Annotated in this window: 20 protein-coding genes; 5 read left to right on the forward strand and 15 right to left on the reverse strand. The window is 40.2% G+C overall.

The genetic code is table 11. The features are described from left to right. Positions 1-6: 6 nt before the first annotated feature. The 8 genes from KDN43_RS06760 to KDN43_RS06795 form a co-directional block, all read right to left on the reverse strand. A complete protein-coding gene (locus KDN43_RS06760; RefSeq protein ID WP_238868993.1) occupies positions 7-303 on the reverse strand; it encodes a DUF3876 domain-containing protein in 297 nt (98 codons plus the stop codon). After that, complete coding sequence (locus tag KDN43_RS06765; protein WP_238868995.1) at positions 287-2,830, reverse strand: TraG family conjugative transposon ATPase; 2,544 nt, start codon at positions 2,828-2,830, stop codon at positions 287-289. Before KDN43_RS06765 ends, KDN43_RS06760 begins: the two co-directional genes overlap by 17 nt. Before the next feature lie 6 nt (positions 2,831-2,836). Next, complete coding sequence (locus KDN43_RS06770) at positions 2,837-3,181, reverse strand: DUF4133 domain-containing protein (protein ID WP_238868997.1); 345 nt, start codon at positions 3,179-3,181, stop codon at positions 2,837-2,839. A gap of 1 nt (position 3,182) precedes the next feature. Beyond that, positions 3,183-3,482 (reverse strand): DUF4134 domain-containing protein, encoded by a 300-nt coding sequence (locus KDN43_RS06775; RefSeq protein ID WP_238868998.1) that lies wholly within the window; start codon positions 3,480-3,482, stop codon positions 3,183-3,185. A 128-nt stretch (positions 3,483-3,610) separates the two neighbouring features. Next, a complete protein-coding gene (locus KDN43_RS06780; protein WP_238868999.1) occupies positions 3,611-4,339 on the reverse strand; it encodes a hypothetical protein in 729 nt (242 codons plus the stop codon). 1 nt (position 4,340) lies between these two features. Next, positions 4,341-4,643, reverse strand: coding sequence for a DUF3408 domain-containing protein (locus tag KDN43_RS06785; RefSeq protein ID WP_238869002.1), 303 nt, complete (start codon positions 4,641-4,643; stop codon positions 4,341-4,343). A gap of 34 nt (positions 4,644-4,677) precedes the next feature. Next, complete coding sequence (locus tag KDN43_RS06790; RefSeq protein WP_238869005.1) at positions 4,678-5,145, reverse strand: DUF3408 domain-containing protein; 468 nt, start codon at positions 5,143-5,145, stop codon at positions 4,678-4,680. Positions 5,146-5,147: 2 nt separating this feature from the next. Continuing rightward, a complete protein-coding gene (locus KDN43_RS06795) occupies positions 5,148-5,891 on the reverse strand; it encodes a ParA family protein (protein ID WP_238869007.1) in 744 nt (247 codons plus the stop codon). Between the two features lie 793 nt (positions 5,892-6,684). Here KDN43_RS06795 and mobA point away from each other — a divergent pair. Then, positions 6,685-7,122, forward strand: coding sequence for a conjugal transfer protein MobA (gene mobA / locus KDN43_RS06800; protein ID WP_238869010.1), 438 nt, complete (start codon positions 6,685-6,687; stop codon positions 7,120-7,122). Beyond that, positions 7,107-8,357, forward strand: coding sequence for a conjugal transfer protein MobB (gene mobB / locus KDN43_RS06805; RefSeq protein ID WP_238869012.1), 1,251 nt, complete (start codon positions 7,107-7,109; stop codon positions 8,355-8,357). Before mobA ends, mobB begins: the two co-directional genes overlap by 16 nt. Before the next feature lie 136 nt (positions 8,358-8,493). Here the strand turns inward: mobB and KDN43_RS06810 are convergent, their stop codons facing one another. The 3 genes from KDN43_RS06810 to KDN43_RS06820 are packed head-to-tail and all read right to left on the reverse strand — an operon-like array spanning position 8,494 to position 10,484. Next, the gene (locus tag KDN43_RS06810) at positions 8,494-9,231 is read right to left on the reverse strand and encodes a hypothetical protein (protein ID WP_238869015.1); all 738 of its coding nucleotides are present in this window, start codon (positions 9,229-9,231) and stop codon (positions 8,494-8,496) included. Further along, positions 9,218-10,120 (reverse strand): hypothetical protein, encoded by a 903-nt coding sequence (locus KDN43_RS06815; protein WP_238869017.1) that lies wholly within the window; start codon positions 10,118-10,120, stop codon positions 9,218-9,220. The genes KDN43_RS06810 and KDN43_RS06815 overlap by 14 nt, the downstream gene beginning before the upstream one ends. A 37-nt stretch (positions 10,121-10,157) precedes the next feature. Then, positions 10,158-10,484, reverse strand: a complete 327-nt coding sequence (locus KDN43_RS06820; RefSeq protein ID WP_238869020.1) for a hypothetical protein — start codon at positions 10,482-10,484, stop codon at positions 10,158-10,160. 117 nt (positions 10,485-10,601) lie between these two features. On the opposite strand from KDN43_RS06820, the gene KDN43_RS06825 reads away from it, so the two are divergent. From KDN43_RS06825 to mobC, 3 genes are all read left to right on the forward strand, one after another. Continuing rightward, positions 10,602-11,054 (forward strand): transposase, encoded by a 453-nt coding sequence (locus KDN43_RS06825; RefSeq protein WP_238869023.1) that lies wholly within the window; start codon positions 10,602-10,604, stop codon positions 11,052-11,054. Between the two features lie 32 nt (positions 11,055-11,086). Next, positions 11,087-11,947, forward strand: coding sequence for an IS3 family transposase (locus KDN43_RS06830; RefSeq protein WP_238869428.1), 861 nt, complete (start codon positions 11,087-11,089; stop codon positions 11,945-11,947). A 404-nt stretch (positions 11,948-12,351) separates the two neighbouring features. Beyond that, on the forward strand, positions 12,352-14,349 hold the full coding sequence (gene mobC, locus KDN43_RS06835; protein WP_238869025.1) for a conjugal transfer protein MobC: 1,998 nt from the start codon (positions 12,352-12,354) through the stop codon (positions 14,347-14,349). Between the two features lie 54 nt (positions 14,350-14,403). Here the strand turns inward: mobC and KDN43_RS06840 are convergent, their stop codons facing one another. From KDN43_RS06840 to KDN43_RS06855, 4 genes are all read right to left on the reverse strand, one after another. Then, a complete protein-coding gene (locus KDN43_RS06840; protein WP_238869027.1) occupies positions 14,404-14,748 on the reverse strand; it encodes an RteC domain-containing protein in 345 nt (114 codons plus the stop codon). Positions 14,749-14,779: 31 nt separating this feature from the next. Then, positions 14,780-15,013, reverse strand: a complete 234-nt coding sequence (locus tag KDN43_RS06845) for a hypothetical protein (RefSeq protein ID WP_238869029.1) — start codon at positions 15,011-15,013, stop codon at positions 14,780-14,782. Between the two features lie 426 nt (positions 15,014-15,439). Next, entirely contained in the window at positions 15,440-16,168 is a 729-nt protein-coding gene (locus KDN43_RS06850) for a TetR/AcrR family transcriptional regulator (RefSeq protein WP_238869032.1), read from the reverse strand. Then, complete coding sequence (locus tag KDN43_RS06855) at positions 16,128-17,408, reverse strand: aminotransferase class I/II-fold pyridoxal phosphate-dependent enzyme (protein ID WP_238869035.1); 1,281 nt, start codon at positions 17,406-17,408, stop codon at positions 16,128-16,130. The genes KDN43_RS06850 and KDN43_RS06855 overlap by 41 nt, the downstream gene beginning before the upstream one ends. Positions 17,409-17,785: the final 377 nt, after the last annotated feature.

The following is a 17,785-nucleotide window of genomic DNA, read 5'->3' on the forward strand; positions in this document are numbered from 1 at the left end:
GAAGGGTCATTCGGGCGTTTCCCTTGTATAAGCACCTTCCGATGCGACAAGCAATAACTCATTTTCCTCGTCATAAGCCAGTTCGATACGACCGAACAAGTCAAAGTACATTTTATCCTGAACGACTGTTATCCGGGTATCCACTTTTATCCCGTCCCGGTATTCAAACTCGATATGATAAGAATGCCTGTCCTTGTATATACGCACTGGTGGAGATCCCGAGTTATTTATCCAGCGGCCTGTCAAATAAACCAGGGGACATTGTGCAAACGGTTGTTTGCGGGTTTTATAATTCTTTTCCATAAAGCACGTCTTTAGCCTTCAGGGCGTTTGTAATTCCTTTATCAGCGGCGATCTGCTTAATTGCCAGTTCTATATCTCCCCCTAATTTTTCGGTGAACCTCCGCACTTCCAGTTTTTCTGTTTCTTCCGTGGTGTAGGTGTAGTATTCGGGGAGACTGACTTCCGTTGCATACACGGCAGACTGTACACCTCCCAAGCCAACCCAGACCTCTTTATACTTGCGTCCCGGATGGTTGGACATATTGATGGAAAGTATCTGTGCTTTTTCCTTATCGGTCAAGCCTAACAGGGTTTGAATGGCATCAAACTTGTTCATGTACTTCCGCTGATCAAGCAGTATCTTACAATCCGAATTATTGATAATGGACTCCTTGACTACAGGGCTGGAAATAATATCATCCACTTCCTGGGTGACGACAATCGCCTCACCAAAATATTTACGGACTGTTTTATACATGTAGCGCAGATATTCAGCCATATTTGCCGAAGAAAGTGCCTTCCATGCCTCTTCCACGATCAATTGTTTACGGACACCTTTCAGGCGGCGCATCTTATTGATAAAAGCCTCCATGATGATGATGGTCACAACGGGGAAAAGTTCCTTATTCTCCTTTATTTGATCAATTTCGAAGACAATAAAGCGTTTGGAAAGCAAGTCGATATTTTCCTTTGAGTTGAGCAGAAAGTCAAAGCGTCCACCTTTGTAATACTGGCGCAGGGTAGTCAGCATATTATCAATATTGAAATCTTCCCGGCTCACCTTGATCTCCCTTTCTTCCAGTTCCCGGCGGTAATCATCCCGCATGTATTCATAGAATGTGTTGAAACAAGGAACAATATGCCGATCCTGCCGGATACGCTCGATATATGCCGATACCGCACTGCCCAACTCACCGGACTCTGTTTTCGTTACTTTGTCATCTTCACTTTTCCAGAGAGTAAGCAATAGGGTTTTGATGCTATCTTTCTTTTCAACATCGAACACATAATCGTCTGTAAAAAAAAGATTGAAACTGATCGGATGCTCTTCGGTATAAGTGTAATAAATTCCGTCTTGGCCTTTTGTTTTCCGGTGGATCATTTCACATAATCCCTGATAGCTGTTACCCGTGTCCACCAGGACGACATGTGTTCCCTGTTCGTAATACTGCCTGACAAGGTGGTTCATGAAAAAGGATTTACCCGATCCTGAAGGTCCTAACACGAATTTGTTCCGATTCGTGATGATCCCTTTTCGCATCGGCAAGTCAGATATATCCAGATGAAGCGGTTTACCGCTTACCCTGTCGCACACCTTAATCCCGAACGGACTTGGAGATGAACGGTAGTTTGTTTCTTCTGCAAAAAAACAAAGGGCGGGTTCTATGAAGGTATAAAACGACTCTTCCGAAGGAAAATCCCCGGCATTGCCCGGTATGGCGGCCCAGTACAAAGTGGCGGCATCCACTGTATTGTGTCGTGGTTTACACTCCATGAGCGCCAGTTGGCTACCCACATCATTCTTGATATGTTTCAATTCCTCTTCATCATCACTCCAGGCAATCACATTAAAGTGTGCCCGTATCGAAGTCAAACCAAAAGAATGTGCTTCATTCAGGTAGAGATCAACCCACTCTTTATTGATCTGATTGCCCCGGGAGTAACGGGATAGCGACTGCATATTGCGTGCGGACTTCTCAAATTTCCGAAGGTTCTCAGCACTGTCATCCAGAAATAAATATTGATTGTAAATATGGTCACAGCTAAGGAGTAGCCCTACCGGGGCAGCGAAAGACAATCTGCAATCGCTCCTGTCAGTGGATAACTTTTCATACCGCATATCAGTCCCTACCTTTCCCGGCAGGTCTTCCGCATCGGACAGGGTATGCAGGCAAACCCGTTTATCCCCGATCCTCAAACTATCATCTCCCAATTCTATATCCTGCAAGCAGGTCGTATCATCGAGCGACAGGGAAAAGTATTTCTCCACCAGTCCCGCTTCTTTTTCCGTTCCGGTTATTTCATCCGAGCTCAGGCGTGTAAGGGTGACAAACCCGCTGTCATTGATGATCTGTTCGAACTGCCCGACCGCTTCAAGAAATTTGACTGCCGTATCCTTATTCACTTCTTTTGGAATAATAGTACCCCGGCAAAGACTTGAGAAATTGCTTTGCATCCGCATCCGTTCCTTTGTTGTTTTGGTCAGGAACAGAAAACAGGTGTGCCTTAAGTACGGACGTTCATTAAAATGAAGTTCGTACGCACGGGAAAGGTAACTCAAGTCTTCTTTATCCGTATCAGGGCGGTATTTTTCTTTCGTGAACCAATCCTGCTTCTGGATGATGCTGTAATCGGGCAATACCTTGACCGCTTTAGCCCAGGATGAATGGATTGCTTCGTACTCGGAAGAGGTGACGGTAAAGAGTTCGGGCAGATCCACCCTGTAGGCTACGGTTATGTCCGCGTCCTTACTGATAATGCAATCATGTTCCACCGAAAGAAGTGGAAACTTGCTTTCAATCGTTGCAGCTTTCAACATATTTCTCATATGATCTTATTTTTTAGGCGATTCAACTCTTTTCTTCTTCTGGGATCTTTTGAAGAGCCTGCGTGGAATTTTCCTGTTGATCAGGTAGCGGGGATGATTGCGCTTTGCCAGTATCTTCATCAGGCCGTGTTCCCCGTATTTTTCATTGAGCCGGAATGTAAACCCTACCAGCATGGTGGCGGAGATGACTCCGAAGCCGATGCAGACCCATTGGTCTGCACCTGCCATATACATGACGACAAAAACAATGAATACGGCCAGCAGCCCGGCGGCAAAGATGAACAGGTATTGTGCTTTCAAGCCTTTGAATTCTACACTTTTTCCAATCCCTTTATTGATATTGAACTCCATCTTACAGGAAGAAAGAGCGAAGGATAGTTGCCGCCACGATGAGAAATATGCAGGCTCCGAACCAACTGGCTGCGGTTTTAGAAGTGTCGGGATCGCCGGAGCTGAACTTGTTGTAGACCTTGATGCCGCCGATCAGGCCCACGACTGCCCCAATCGCGTAGATGAGTTTTGTTCCGGGGTCGAAGTAGGAGGTTACCATATTGGTGGCTTCGGTAATACCCGCCTGGCCGTTACCTTGTGCAAAAGCGGATGAGATTGCCATCAGGATGGCTAATGAAAAGATTATTCTTTTTTTTGTCATCGTAAATTGTTTTTAATTTGGTGCAGGAAAACCGTTTCTCCTGGACCGGTTAATGAATTGTGTAAAAATGGATTTTTAGTGGTGCTTTTTTAAGGCAAAGCTATCCGTACTCTTTTTCCTTCATAATCTCAATTATTAATTTGTTGAACCAGATCATTAATGTCAAAGCCGTCGGGAACCTCCTTTGGTTGGCGGCTCTTCCTGTCTGTCACACCCGCCAGGTAATCTTTCAAATGAAAGTCCATCAATTCGGAAATGATGTCCCGGCGTCCCGGCTCGCTCGAAGCCAGTTTTTCAAACAACTCGGTGTTTTCCAAACGGCTGAGCGTCTTCCCTGCTTGCAAACACTCTTCAGGGGTTGCCTCCGGACGGTGGATTACCACGGTGACAGCATGTCCCATATCCTCGAAAGTGAGCCCGCTGGCAATAAAGGCCCCATGAAGCCCTTCCACTTCTTCCGATTCCTCTTCATCTCCTTCTCCTTCAAATTCAAGTTTCTCCTCAATCGGTAAAGGTGGGTTATTATCCGTTTCTTCCGTAACCTTTTCATGCTCCGGGACGTTTCCCTCGGGCTTTGACGAAACAAAATTATTCGATTTTTCAGCCTCTTTTTCGCTTTCCAGAGACGTGGCAGGGCTTGTCTCCACTTTGGCAGGGCTTGTCTCCGGAATCTTTTTTACCGGCAATATGAATTTACTTTTACCGATAATATCGTTGTTGGGCGATGGTCGTCCGGAAGAAGATGGCGGATACTTGTCGTTTCCGCTTTCGCGCCTCTTATCCATATGTATCCAGAGCACATAACTGGCGACAAATACCACATAGGAAAGGACGGCTATAATCAATATGGTCAGCATTCTATTTTGATTTTTTATCCGGACAGAAAAGATCTTTCGGACAGGATTCATCATATAATTTTCTGATGACCTCCTTGTTTTCATCAAAATGTTGCCGGAGAATGTTATCCAGGTATTCAGAGATTGAAATTGTATTACCACTGATGATCTGCGAGATCTTCTGTATGATCCGGTGATATTCCTTTCGGATATTGACTGACTTTCCACACCGGGCTCTTAAATTTGTTCTTTTCAGGTACAGATCCTTATAGTTCTCCGTTCCTGTTGTGCTTTTTTCTGTTTTTTTACAAAAGATGTTGTTCATAAGTTTTCGTTTTTATTATTTATAATAATCTTAATTACATAAGTCCGCTTAAGTCGCTCTCTTCCTTTTCTTTCCATTTCCGGTAGGCTTCGATAATCTCGTTTTTGTATTGTTCCAGATGCTCTCCCAGGATCAGGTCGATATACCCCCCGACAGTGATGTCCTTATCTCCTGACATACGGATTACCGTAGAGATGATCTTATGGTTTTTCTGGCTGATATAGACACACTGTCGGGCTTTGAACTCATTCCGCTGGAAAAAGATCTCTCCATAATTGATACCCCCTTTCTTTCGGCGGGAAGTGGATTTGACTTCTCCCGTGTTCTGAAGGTCCGGGACCGTTTTAGGAGAAACATCCGTATCCGAATTATCGGAGGTATCCGTAACCGGTGCCTGTTCCGTCTTTTTTTCTTTTTTTCGGGGAGAGTGAATATCCCTGTCCCGGAATGTTGAAAGCAGAAAATCTTCGTCGATGCCGTCTGTGTTGAGTTTTTCTTTCATCGTTATCCAATAATTTTTAAGATTTCATCCGTCAGTTCTTTCAGGTTACTTCCTTTTAGTAGGCTTCTATCGACAGGAAATAGGGTGGAGCGGAAAACGGCTTTGCCCGATGTGGGTAATTCCCTACGGAAGCGTTTACTATCTGGAATAAATGTCTTAAGTACGGTCAGCCCCAATTCATCGATCACCTTTTCATAGATTTTATACAGTTCTGATTTTTCACGTCCGTCCACCATATTCCAGAACAGGAACAGACCTTTGATGTCACTCCGGGCAGTGGTGACCAGATTCTCATTTATGTTCACCACAAACCGTAAAGTGCTTTCCAGTACAACCCTGTCGGCGGCAATCGGAGAAAAGATATAATCCATCATAGAGAGTGTTCTCAGTACTCCGGGGCTATTAACCGTTCCCGGCAGGTCGAAGAAAATAAAGTCGAGCCCTTCATTTTCCAGTTTTTGGGCTTCTTCCAGTGCATTTTCGGGCTTACTTTCCAATATAAGGTAGCCCTTTCTTCCGGTACGGGTGATCTGGTTATACGCCAGTTGCTTGTAGTATCCGTTATTCAACACCATTTCAACGTCCCGCTTACGCATATCACTGATACTGTGTTGCGGAAAATCACAATCCACAATCGCTACATTAAAGCCCCTCACGTAATGCAGGTAACTGGCGATCAAAACCGTTAACGTCGTTTTCCCTGCCCCTCCTTTCTGGGTGGAGAATGCCACACATTTTACTTTCATATTTCACCTTTTTTAAAAATTAATAATCAGAGATTTCATCACTTCCGTTTATCATTGGTTCATTACTGTTTCAAATCAGCATATCGTTACATCCCGGTTGATTTGCTCCTTTACGGGGGTACTTCTGCATTTCTCTCTGGAAAGGCTTCCCCGCTTCATGACGTCAGTGCTTCAGTAAATCAGTACGTCAGTACAGCAAGGCTTCCGTATTTCCATTATCCGCTACATCCGCACCGAATCCTTTCATCATTTCTTCCCTTCATTATTGGAATATGGATGAACTTTCGTGTTGCTGAAAATCATCATTTCCGCAAAGAAGCTTTTCTTTATTTCATTGATACTGTACCTCTGTACTTATTTGCTCCCATGCAGATGCTTTTCAGTAGAGAGGCAAATCATTCTTTTCTGCAAATAAACATCAAAAAAGAGCCTTCCTTATGCGCTTTCCCGTTCATGGCAGCGGGTGGCTCCGGTTTGGCCTTTCTTGGCTCTGTCTGCTTATATACAGTATGTTATAATAGGAATTAACTTTGTGGGTGAATAATTCCGGACATCAAGGCTAACCTTTACAGGTCATCCGGCTAACGTTTAATCTGTCCCGGAGGAGACAGATTTTGATGTTCGTGGAGAACATAGCAAGCTGTGTTTTTTGCTGCACGAAATTCGTTATGCAGCAAAAAACGCTTGCCCCCTAAAGGGGGGAAAGCACTCTCCGAAGTCGGTGCTTTTAGTGAATGTAATGGTGGCAGGATGCCCCGGAATTGATTGCGGTAACTACTAAAAATCCATTTATATGACAACAGGAAAGCAAACGGCCCCCAAGCGGGGTAAAAGGGGACGGATACCGTCCGAAGAAAAAGCAGAGTACAGGTATTCGGTAAACCTGACTCCGACAGAACATGCCCGCTTTCTGACTCTTTTTGAAGAATCGGGACTGAAATCGAAGGCGCAATTTATCGCCGCGCGGATATTCAATGAAGAGTTCCGGGTGGTAAAAACAGACAGGACGATGCTGGAATATGTAACTAAGCTCTCTGCCTTTCATGCACAGTTCAGGGCAATCGGCGTGAATTATAACCAGATTGTAAAGTCGTTGAACAGTCATTTTTCGGAGAAAAAAGCCCTTGCTTTTCTCTATAAACTGGAAAAAGTAACTATTGATTTGGTGGGAATAAGTAAGCAAATTGTTCAGTTATCCGAGAATTTTCAGAAACAATGGTTGCAAAAATAAGTGCTGGAAAATCGCTTTTTGGAGCGCTGGCGTATAACCATGAGAAGGTTGATAACGAAAAAGCAAAGGTTCTAGGAGCCAATCTTCTGTGTGAGCCCGCTGACGGAGCGTTCAGGATCGGTAGTGTGATGGCTGATTTCAACAGGTGGATTCCATCACATTTCCGCACCAAAAATCCGGTTTTTCATGTATCGCTCAATCCACATCCTGATGACAAACTGACGGACGACCAGCTTACAGAGATCGGACGCGAATATATGGAAAAACTGGGCTATGGCAATCAGCCTTACCTCATTTTCAAACATGAAGATATCGACCGGGAACATATACACATCGTTTCGCTGCGGGTGAAAAGTGACGGCAGTAAGGTAAAAGACTCGAAAGAGCATGAGCGGAGTAAGGCCATTACGATAGAGTTGGAACGCAAGTATAACCTGTTACCCACTGAGGGGCAGAAACAGGGAGAACTCTGGATGCTCTCTCCGGTGGATACTTCCAAAGGAAATGTAAAGAACCAGATAGCATCGGTCATAAAACCATTGGTTTCCATGTATCATTTTCAAACAATGGGTGAGTATAAGGCGCTGCTCTCATTATATAACATAGGCTTGGAAGAATTGCGGGGTGAGGTGAAGGGGAAGCCTTACCGGGGTTTGCTTTATTCAGCCTTGAATAAAGAAGGGAATAAAGTCGGAAAGCCCCTGAAATCATCTGTTTTCGGGAAGTCTGTCGAATATGAGGGTTTGGAAAAGCAGATGCAGGGATCTAGCTTGCGTATAAAGGAGGACAAGCTGCGGGAACAAACCCGTCAGATGGTAACTGCCGCTTTAGGGAAGACACTGGATGAAAAAGCGTTCAGGGAAAAACTGAAGGTATCAAATATCGACTTGGTGTTACGGCGCAATGAGGAAGGGCGTATATATGGCGTTACCTTTATCAATCATAGTGGGCGTTGTGTCCTGAATGGATCACGGATCGGCAAGGATTTCTCCGCCAATGTTCTGAATGAAAAGTTTAGCGACAAAGAGCATAATGTCGATAATACCCATCCTCAAACTATTCAATCGGCGGATATGCCATCGATAAACAGTCCGATTAATTTGGAAGGTATCGGAAGTATAATTGATTCGGTTTTGGATACTCCTGTATTTGACAACTCCAACAATATAGATACCGGTAGCCGTCACCTGAAGAAAAAGAGGAAAAAGAAAAGAAGGTATGGCCGTCAAATATAAATTGGGCGGTTTCCTTTTCTTAAATGAATTTGTTTCAATAAATAATTTCTTCAAAAACTAATTTTGAAATATAAACTCAGATTGGATAATTTGGAGATTCTCAAATTATAAGAATTTTTCACTCGATTATACCCTTTTATTTTTTCTTTTGCCTCTTAATAGCAACCAAACTCAATATTATAGAAGCGCCCGAAAGAACATATAGAATTAAAGTATTCCAACCATTAATATGTATATTATTTACCAAGTCAACAAATCTCTCTAAATAAAAAGAAAAGTCAACTCCTGATTTTGATATAAAAAGCAATAGGATTATAAAGGCATATAGAACAACGGTCACAATTGCTCTCTTAAAATATTCTTGAGCCATTGTCATACTATCAACTTTACTATTAATAGTTGATACATTCTTATTTATTTTGTTTGCAAATTCTGCTATTAATTTTTTGTAATACTCATCATTTGAATCTTTAAAAAGAAAATCATTGACGGATATAGAATGATAATTCTTCCTTTCTACCGCTTGGATGGAGAACCATATGGTTCTAGCCATATAAAGGGTAAGGACAAATAGAAGGAGAATCAAAGCACAAACCATTATGCCAAACTCATTTTCCTTGACAAGAATTGACGTTACCCCAAGTACAACCGATGTTACAACACTAATTGTTCCAATAAACAGTGAAGCTTTACTTTCGATACCTTTTCTCCTGTCAGATTCAGCATTGTAGCAATCTATGACATATTCAAGCGTCTTTTGCAAATGAGGGCTATCAACTTCTATTTCATTTACATCTAAATGCGTTGGTGGCGTAATTGGACCTTTTTCTAATAATGGCCAAACGAATTCTCGTATTCTACTAAAAATATTCATATTCAAGTAAATTTACAATTTCATTTGATATATCATATCCTGTTTGTTTTTCTATCCAAGCCCATTGTCCATTAGGGTTTATTTCAAGAAAGATAAAATCTTCATTTGTATCTAAAATGAAATCAATTGCACCAAATCGAAGATTCAGAGTTTTGAGCAAGGTAATGCATTGTTTCAATATTTCATCAGGTAATTTTATTTTAGTATGCTTCAAAGAGAACTCTCCTTTACGCCAATCAACGAGTGTTTCACTATTATTTTGGGAATCAATTAATACTGCAAATGGTTTGTCCCCTACCATAGTAACTCTCACATCATATGTTTTTTTTATATGAGCTTGAAAAAAATTAGGAGATAATTCTATTTGTTTTATTTTGGGTTTTTCTTTTAATAAATTGGTAAAAACAACTTTTGGGATATTTGTATCTTCTATAAGCCCTGACTTTATTGGCTTTACAATACAATTTGACTTGTTTCTATTATAAAAATCCAATGAATCAGCATATATATTAGTTATAATGCTATCCGGGATACTAAAACCTATTGATTTTGCGAGCTCTAATTGATAAATCTTATTCTCTGCCTCTCTGATTGCATAAACCGGGCTTACCCAATATAAATCGTTCAGTATTTTGTATAATCCTTCTAAAGTATAATAAAACTCATTCCTAAGAAATTGAATTTCACCACTGCTTAATCCGTTATTATTTATGTTTGGAAGTTCAGGTCTTCTAAAGTAAACGGCACTAAATTCTTTAAGATTAAACTGTTTACATAGAATAGTATCAAAAAGAATAAAAACATTTCTTGTAAAATCAAAAGTAAAAAAGCAGCTTTTGGAAAATTCTTCGGTATTGAACCTATAAAAAGAAATATTTCTTTCTTTCAACCGTTTCACTATGAAGTCCGAAGTTAAGTCGTTTTTGTTAGTAATAACTAAAACCTTCGTCATCTCTTTCTTGCTGTGTAAATGTTTTTGTCTGCAATTCTAAAAGGAGGTTCGATTCATCATCACTTTCACTTTTAACCCTTGTTTTTGTCTGTAATTCTAACAGGTTATTACCCTCATCATCGCTTTCGCTCTTGACTTTTGTTTTGGTAAGTAGATAGATATCTTTATGGGATGATTCAATAAAGGCCATTTTCCTGTTATTGATAGTAATGACATTTAAGGATTCAAAAAAGTCATATTGATATATTGCCTTACTATCTCCTTTCCGTTCAGTGGCATAATCTAGAATGATCGATTTCATAAAACCGTACTTTATGTAATTTTTTCTACAAAAATAGCATTTTTAAGTAATTGAGCAATAAAATATTGTCTTATACTGAAAAAAGTTGACACTATAGGATAAAACCTTTAGTGTAAAATGAGACAAAAAACAGTAAAGCGAAGAGTCTTCAATCGGGATACCGGATGGTACGAAGAAGTTGAAGAGAAGCTGGATTCGTTCGTGTTTACGGATGAAGACCGTTTGATGGTTGTGCGGGAGTACCTTGAAAGTGGGGTTGCGGCCAATGCCATTCTTGAAAAATACAAGTTAAGCAGCCGTCAGGTCCTTTTCAACTGGATGGACAAGTTTTTGAACCGGGAAGATTGTTTACCTTTGTGTCCACCTCATGTGGGAGATAATCAGATGACAAACAAGGATCCGGACAAGGAAGGACAGGAGAAGGCCCTGTCCAGGGACAAGGAGATACAACGTCTGCGGCAGGCGCTGGAACTGGAGAAACTCCGCTCGAAAGCCTTCGAGACCATGGTGGACGAGGCCGAGAAGACATTCAATATTCCCATCAGAAAAAAATCTGGCACCAAACAGTAAGCCTGCTTCGCCAGCAGTGCCCGGAGGCATCTCTGGGCACGCTGTGCGGTCTGTTTGGTTATAGCAGGCAAGCCTACTACAAACGGGAAGACGGGGATGATTTCACCCGTGATGCCCTTGCCCCGTTGATAGTGGAAAAGGCCCGCAGTTACCGCCGGGATAATCCCGGTCTGGGCAGTGTGAAACTCTACCTGGTTATCCGCGGCCTGTTCGTCGAAACCGGCTGTTTCCCTGGTCGTGACGCCTTCATCGAACTGCTCCGCGAGAATGGCCTGATGGTGCGTATGAAACGCAGGAGGCATTACCGTACCACCGACTCGGAACATGGATACAGGCGGTACCCCAACCTGATAACGGGCCTAAGCGTGACGGAGGCCAACCGGGTATGGGTGAGTGACATCACCTATGTCGAGACAGGGGAAGGCGTGTGTTACCTTTCCCTTATAACGGATCTCTACTCGCGCAAGATAGTCGGCTGGGCACTTGGCCCGACCCTTGAGGCCATTTATCCCATAGCTGCCCTGCGGATGGCGTTTTCCTCCATTGACGGTGTTGCTCCCGGGCTCATCCATCATTCCGACAGGGGCTCCCAGTATTGCAGCCGGGGTTATGTGGAACTGTTGCGTGGCAGGAAAGTACAAATCAGTATGACACAGAGCGGGGATCCGCTGGAAAATGCGATAGCCGAACGGGCCAACGGAATATTAAAGACGGAGTGGCTCTACCGGATGGAAATAGCCACAAGAAAGGAATGTGCCAAGGTCGTGGAACGTATCATCGGGTTTTACAACAACGAACGCCCCCACATGAGCATCGGGTATCAAACGCCCAGTGCCGTGCATCTGCAACAGGGTGAACAGAAAAAATGTTGGAAAAATCCATGGGATAGATAGCGCAAAAGAGAAATTGTGACTAACTTTGTTTTCCCGAGGGGGCAGGATCCTGCCCCCTCGGGAAAACAAAACGACACCCCGGTTTTGTTACCGTGTAAACTTAAACAGGGATAGTCTCTTGATTTTGTAAACTGATTTAGGGATAATGTAAACCCGGTTAGTTATAGTATATTGTAGTTGTAAACTTAATTAGTTAAACCTTCCTATATCTGTCAACCTTTTTCAGTTAAAGTCATATTGATAGATAACTTCAACGCATTCACAAATCTTTTTTCCTTTAGTGCATGAATTTGTAGACAAAATGCTATCAAATTAACGCCAAATGTTACCACGAATAGACAAATAACAGTATAACAGTACCCTTCATACTCATCTTTGCATTTTACCAATTAAAAGATAGTATTATGCAAAATGAGGATGATTTGAGAGGTTTGGCTAAAGTCATGGATTTTATGCGGGGCATTAGTATTCTGTTTGTAGTTATTCATATCTATTGGTTCTGCTATGAATCAATCATCGAATGGAAAATCAACATTGACGTAGTGGATAAAATACTACTGAATTTCAACAGGACAACCGGATTATTCAAGAACCTATTGTCCACAAAGGTTTTTTCGGTTATTTTCCTGATCCTTTCGTGTTTGGGGACGAAAGGAGTAAAAGAAGAAAAAATTACCTGGAATAAGATCTATATCTGGTTGGGGGGCGGTTTTCTCCTGTTTTTTATGAACTGGTGGCTCCTAGATCCGTCTTTAGATAGCATCTATTATATTTTTACGCTTGCCTGTGGTTATTTATGCTTGCTGGTGGCCGGAACATGGATGTCGCGCCTATTGAAAAACACACTGATGGATGACGTTTTCAATCTGGAGAACGAATCGTTTATGCAGGAGACTCGTCTATTGGAAAATGAATATTCGGTTAATTTGCCGACAAAATTCTGGTACAAAAGAAAGATATGGAAAGGATGGATAAATGTAGTTAATCCTTTTCGAGCAAGTATTGTACTCGGTACTCCCGGTTCCGGTAAGTCATATGCAATAGTTAATTCCTATATAAAACAGCAGATCGAAAAGGGGTTTTCGATGTATGTGTACGATTTTAAGTTTCCTGATCTTTCTACTATTGCTTATAATCATCTGTTGAATAATCGGAAGGGATACAAAAAAGTGCCTAAATTTTATGTGATAAATTTTGATGATCCTTCCCGATCACACCGGTGTAATCCTATCAACCCCTCTTTTATGAATGATATCTCGGATGCTTATGAGTCTGCCTATACCATAATGCTTAATCTCAACAAAACTTGGGTGCAAAAACAGGGTGATTTCTTTGTAGAGTCTCCAATAATTCTTTTTGCCGCTATTATCTGGTTTTTGCGTATATATAAAGATGGTAAATACTGTACTTTTCCGCATGCTATCGAATTTTTGAACAAACGGTATGAAGATATTTTCCCGATACTGACAAGTTATCCTGAGTTGGAAAATTACTTGTCTCCCTTTATGGATGCTTGGCTCGGTGGAGCGATGGAGCAGCTTCAGGGGCAGATCGCATCGGCTAAAATTCCTCTGTCCCGCATGATTTCCCCTCAACTCTATTGGGTGATGAGTGGGGATGAATTTACGTTGGATATCAACAATCCCGATGAGCCTAAGATACTAGTTGTTGGTAATAATCCTGACCGCCAAAACATATACGGGGCTGCACTTGGGTTGTACAACAGCCGTATCGTAAAGTTAGTGAATAAAAAAGGGAAGTTGAAAAGTAGTATCGTGATTGATGAGTTACCCACAATCTACTTTAAAGGCTTGGATAACCTTATTGCCACCGCCCGGAGCAACAAGGTTGCCGTCCTCCTGGGTTTTCAGGATTTCTCTCAATTGAAGCGGGACTACGGTGATAAAGAGGCCGCAGTAGTAATGAATACGGTGGGCAATATTTTTTCCGGTCAGGTGGTGGGAGAAACAGCGAAAACTTTATCTGACCGCTTTGGTAAAGTATTGCAGAAACGCTCTTCCATGACCATCAACCGGCAGGATAAATCGACTTCAATAAGTACGCAAATGGATAGCCTGATACCGCCATCGAAAATTAGTAATCTAACACAAGGGATGTTTGTAGGAGCCGTTGCCGATAATTTTGATGAACGTATTGAACAGAAAATATTCCATGCTGAGATTGTTGTGGATAATGCTAAAGTTACGGCAGAAACTAAGGCATACAAGAAAATTCCGGTTATTACCAGTTTCCTAGATGATAATGGTGTAGATTGTATGAAAGAACAGATACAAGAGAACTATAACCGGATCAAAATGGAAACCAGACAAATTATTGAAAATGAGCTGATACGGCTTAAGGATGATCCGGAGCTAAGTAAATTATTGCCTAAAGAATCATGATCATAAGTGCCATAGGGTGATTTCAATCACCCTATGACTTATTTAAATATTTTATCACTTTCGATAATTTTTCTCATCATCACGGTCCATTCTCGCTTCTAATTGCTTTTTTAATTTATCCAGAAATATTGTTCTGCTACCACTACGTGTACGCATCTTATAATAAAAATCATAGCAACTACCAATTGAGAGATTAAATATTCCAGCCAGATAGTCAACAAATGATTTGACTTCAACTTCCCCATCGTCTATACTAGAGGCTTCAATTAAAGCATACGCAAGTTCAACAAGGTTAATTATGTCTCCAGACCATTGATATTCGCCTTGTTTTTTCTTCTTTACGTGTTCATGAGAAGATTTTATTTCCGATTTAAGCCACTCGATTGCAGAATCTAACATTTGTATTGCTTTAGAGATAAAACAATACTTTTCATTTTTCCCCCGATCTGTATTCTGACTCTATGTTTTGGATGAATACAAATTCAGTTCGTGTATAGTTTAGTATAAAGAAAAGAGCTGTATTGTCCCCTTCTGATTTGCAAAAACGAAGAAGACTTTCTATAAAATTTTTGTACATATCTTTTAAACTAGCAGATTTTATTCCCTCTTTAACCGCACTACCTTGAATATAAATAAAAAAATCTGTATTTAATAATCTTTCCATGTTGTTGTTTTTGAGATATTTATACTAGTATGAGTGAGAATCCGTCAAGTATGTAGGTATAGAGATGCTATTAGAAGCATCGTATTAACCTTGACCTCTTGACGAATAACCAGAGCTTATTTAATTTACTGACGTTGGATGTTTAATTTGAGGAGGCCCCTTGTTTGCATAGCATTTGATTCCAGCAGGTAAAACTTCGAACTTTCTTGTTCTACTCGTATTTGGATACCATATTACAAATACTTTGCGTGGTAGAAAATCTGTAAGTTGAGCGAAAATGTATTTGTCTTAATTTATGATGTTTTACTTTTGGGTCAAGTAAAACATCATCTTTGCATTTCAAATCGTCACGCAACTAAAATCTCTCAAAACTGCGATCTACAAAACATTTTAAAGTACTATTTTTGATTTAAGTGCCCACTAATGTCATAATTTATCAATTAAATCAACAGGCAACTCAATAATTTTAGCTATTTCTTGTGAATGATATCCCTTTGATTTCATGTTACGAGCTATCTTTAGTAGCTTTGGGGTCAATTCTGTATCATCGAAAAACATATTACCTAAATACTCTAACGCTCTTTGAATTTTTTCTTTACCCTCCTTACTATTTATATCAATTCCTGCAAATTCAGATAGGCCGGAATGTAGAACAAGATAATATATTCCTCCAATAACCAAAGCTGAAACAGCATCTATCTCAACTTGCGAATTCTCAAATATTTTTTTATATTTATTCACGAGTGGCAATGTATGAAATTCACGTAATCTGGCGGTTCTTATAGTAGTATCATTATATGAATCTATTTCCCAGCGTAATAACTGTTGCATTTCTTTATTGCCTTGCAGCGATTCGAGTAAAGTGGTTAGTATAGATATATACTGCTTTTGGGGATTATCTATAAACTCAATCTTATTTATGACTTCACTAAACCAATAATCGTACTTTTTTACAAATTCATCTATAAATGCATTCAAATCCTCGTAACGATTATAAAATACTATAGGTTCAATTTCGGCCTTTTGCATGATTGACGTTACAGTAATATTATGAAATCCATTTTCCTTAATAAGCTCTAATGCGGCATTATTAATGATGTCCTCTAAATCTTTTTTAGTACGTCGCTTTCTGCGTATTTTTAATTGACTCCCCATTGGATATGAAATTAATATTTTTATTTATCTCAATCAAAGCATTAACAAGTTGGTCTAAATGCTGCTTTTCATGAGTAGCAAGAATACTGACTCTAATTCTTGCTTCTTTAATCCTGACAGCCGGATATACAATACCAACTGTAAAGATACCACTTTTCTGTAACAAATTTGCTACTTCATAGACTTTATTGTTATCTCTTATCATAATAGGAAAAATAGGAGAAAGTGATTTTCCAATATCAAAACCATTCAAAGTCAGATTCTTTCTAAGGTAGTTCACATTATCCCATAATTTATGCCGGATTTCAGGCATATTTCTTATAAGTTCCAAAGACTTCAATATGGAAGCTGTAACCTGTGGTGTTATTGCTGCCGAGAATACATTACTATCGGCATAATACTTGAGGTATTGTATCAACTTCTTCGATGATGCAACAAATCCTCCCACACAACCAAAGGCTTTGCTGAATGTTCCGGAAATAATATCCACTTTACCCAAACAATCAAAATGTTCTGCAGTTCCACGGCCATTTACGCCCATAACACCTATGCCATGTGCATCATCCATCATTAGCATTGCACCATACCTCTGACAAAGATTGATAATTTCCGGCAATCTGGATAAATCTCCATCCTGAGAATAAACACCGTCAATAATTACCAGTTTTGTCAAATATTTATCCTGTACATCTTTTAATACTGTCTCCAGATGTTCTAAATTATTATGCCCTATACGTTTCACATTAGTCCCTTTTAAACCTGACAGTGCACTTGTATGAATAAACGGGTCTATAATAGCTATGTCATTCTTTCCCAGAAGCGCATTTAAAACACCTGCATTTGCACCAAAACCGGAAGAAAACAGTATGGCATCTTCCTGGCCGGTAAAATCGGATATTTCCCTCTCTAACTGTTCGTGAATATCAATGTAACCTCCAATAACTTGTGCTGCACAAGCCCCGGTTCCATACATAGTAAGTGCTGATATACCTGCCTGAATAGTTTCAGTACGTTGGGACATTCCAAGATAGTCATTGGATACGAAAGAAATGACTTCCCGATCCTGGCTTAACTTCATCTTGGCTCCTATTCCTGAATATGATTTGATCCAATAACTCTCATATCCAAATTGCGCCAACTGGTTAATATACTTCTGAAATTCTTCTGCACGCTCTGTGGCAGATAGATTCAACGACAATTCAAAGTCTTTTAAAGAATAATAGGTAGTTTGATTTTTCATAATGCAACGGTGATTGTATTTTATAAATTGCAAATGTATGAATTTTACAAGACAAAAAACATATAATATGTCCATTATTGTAAATTATAATAAAACTATCCCTCTGAAAAATGTTTGAATACGTTAGAGATTGTAGGGTAAATCCTTTTTGATCTTCAAAATGGTTAGAACGTAAAACCCAAATATAAAGCCGTAACGTCACATAAGATATCTCGTTTCCATGAAAAGGATGTTTAAATATTCAGGCAATAGAGTCATCAGCATCCATCTTTATAGTTAGTATATATTTATAATTCTAAATTGTTAAGCTTTGCAAAGTTGTTTTTGTTAATAATTACAAATAAAGTGCAATTTGGATACTATTTAAGCAACAAAAT

Origin of the sequence: Proteiniphilum propionicum (genome assembly GCF_022267555.1) — a bacterium.
Classification (GTDB): domain Bacteria; phylum Bacteroidota; class Bacteroidia; order Bacteroidales; family Dysgonomonadaceae; genus Proteiniphilum; species Proteiniphilum propionicum.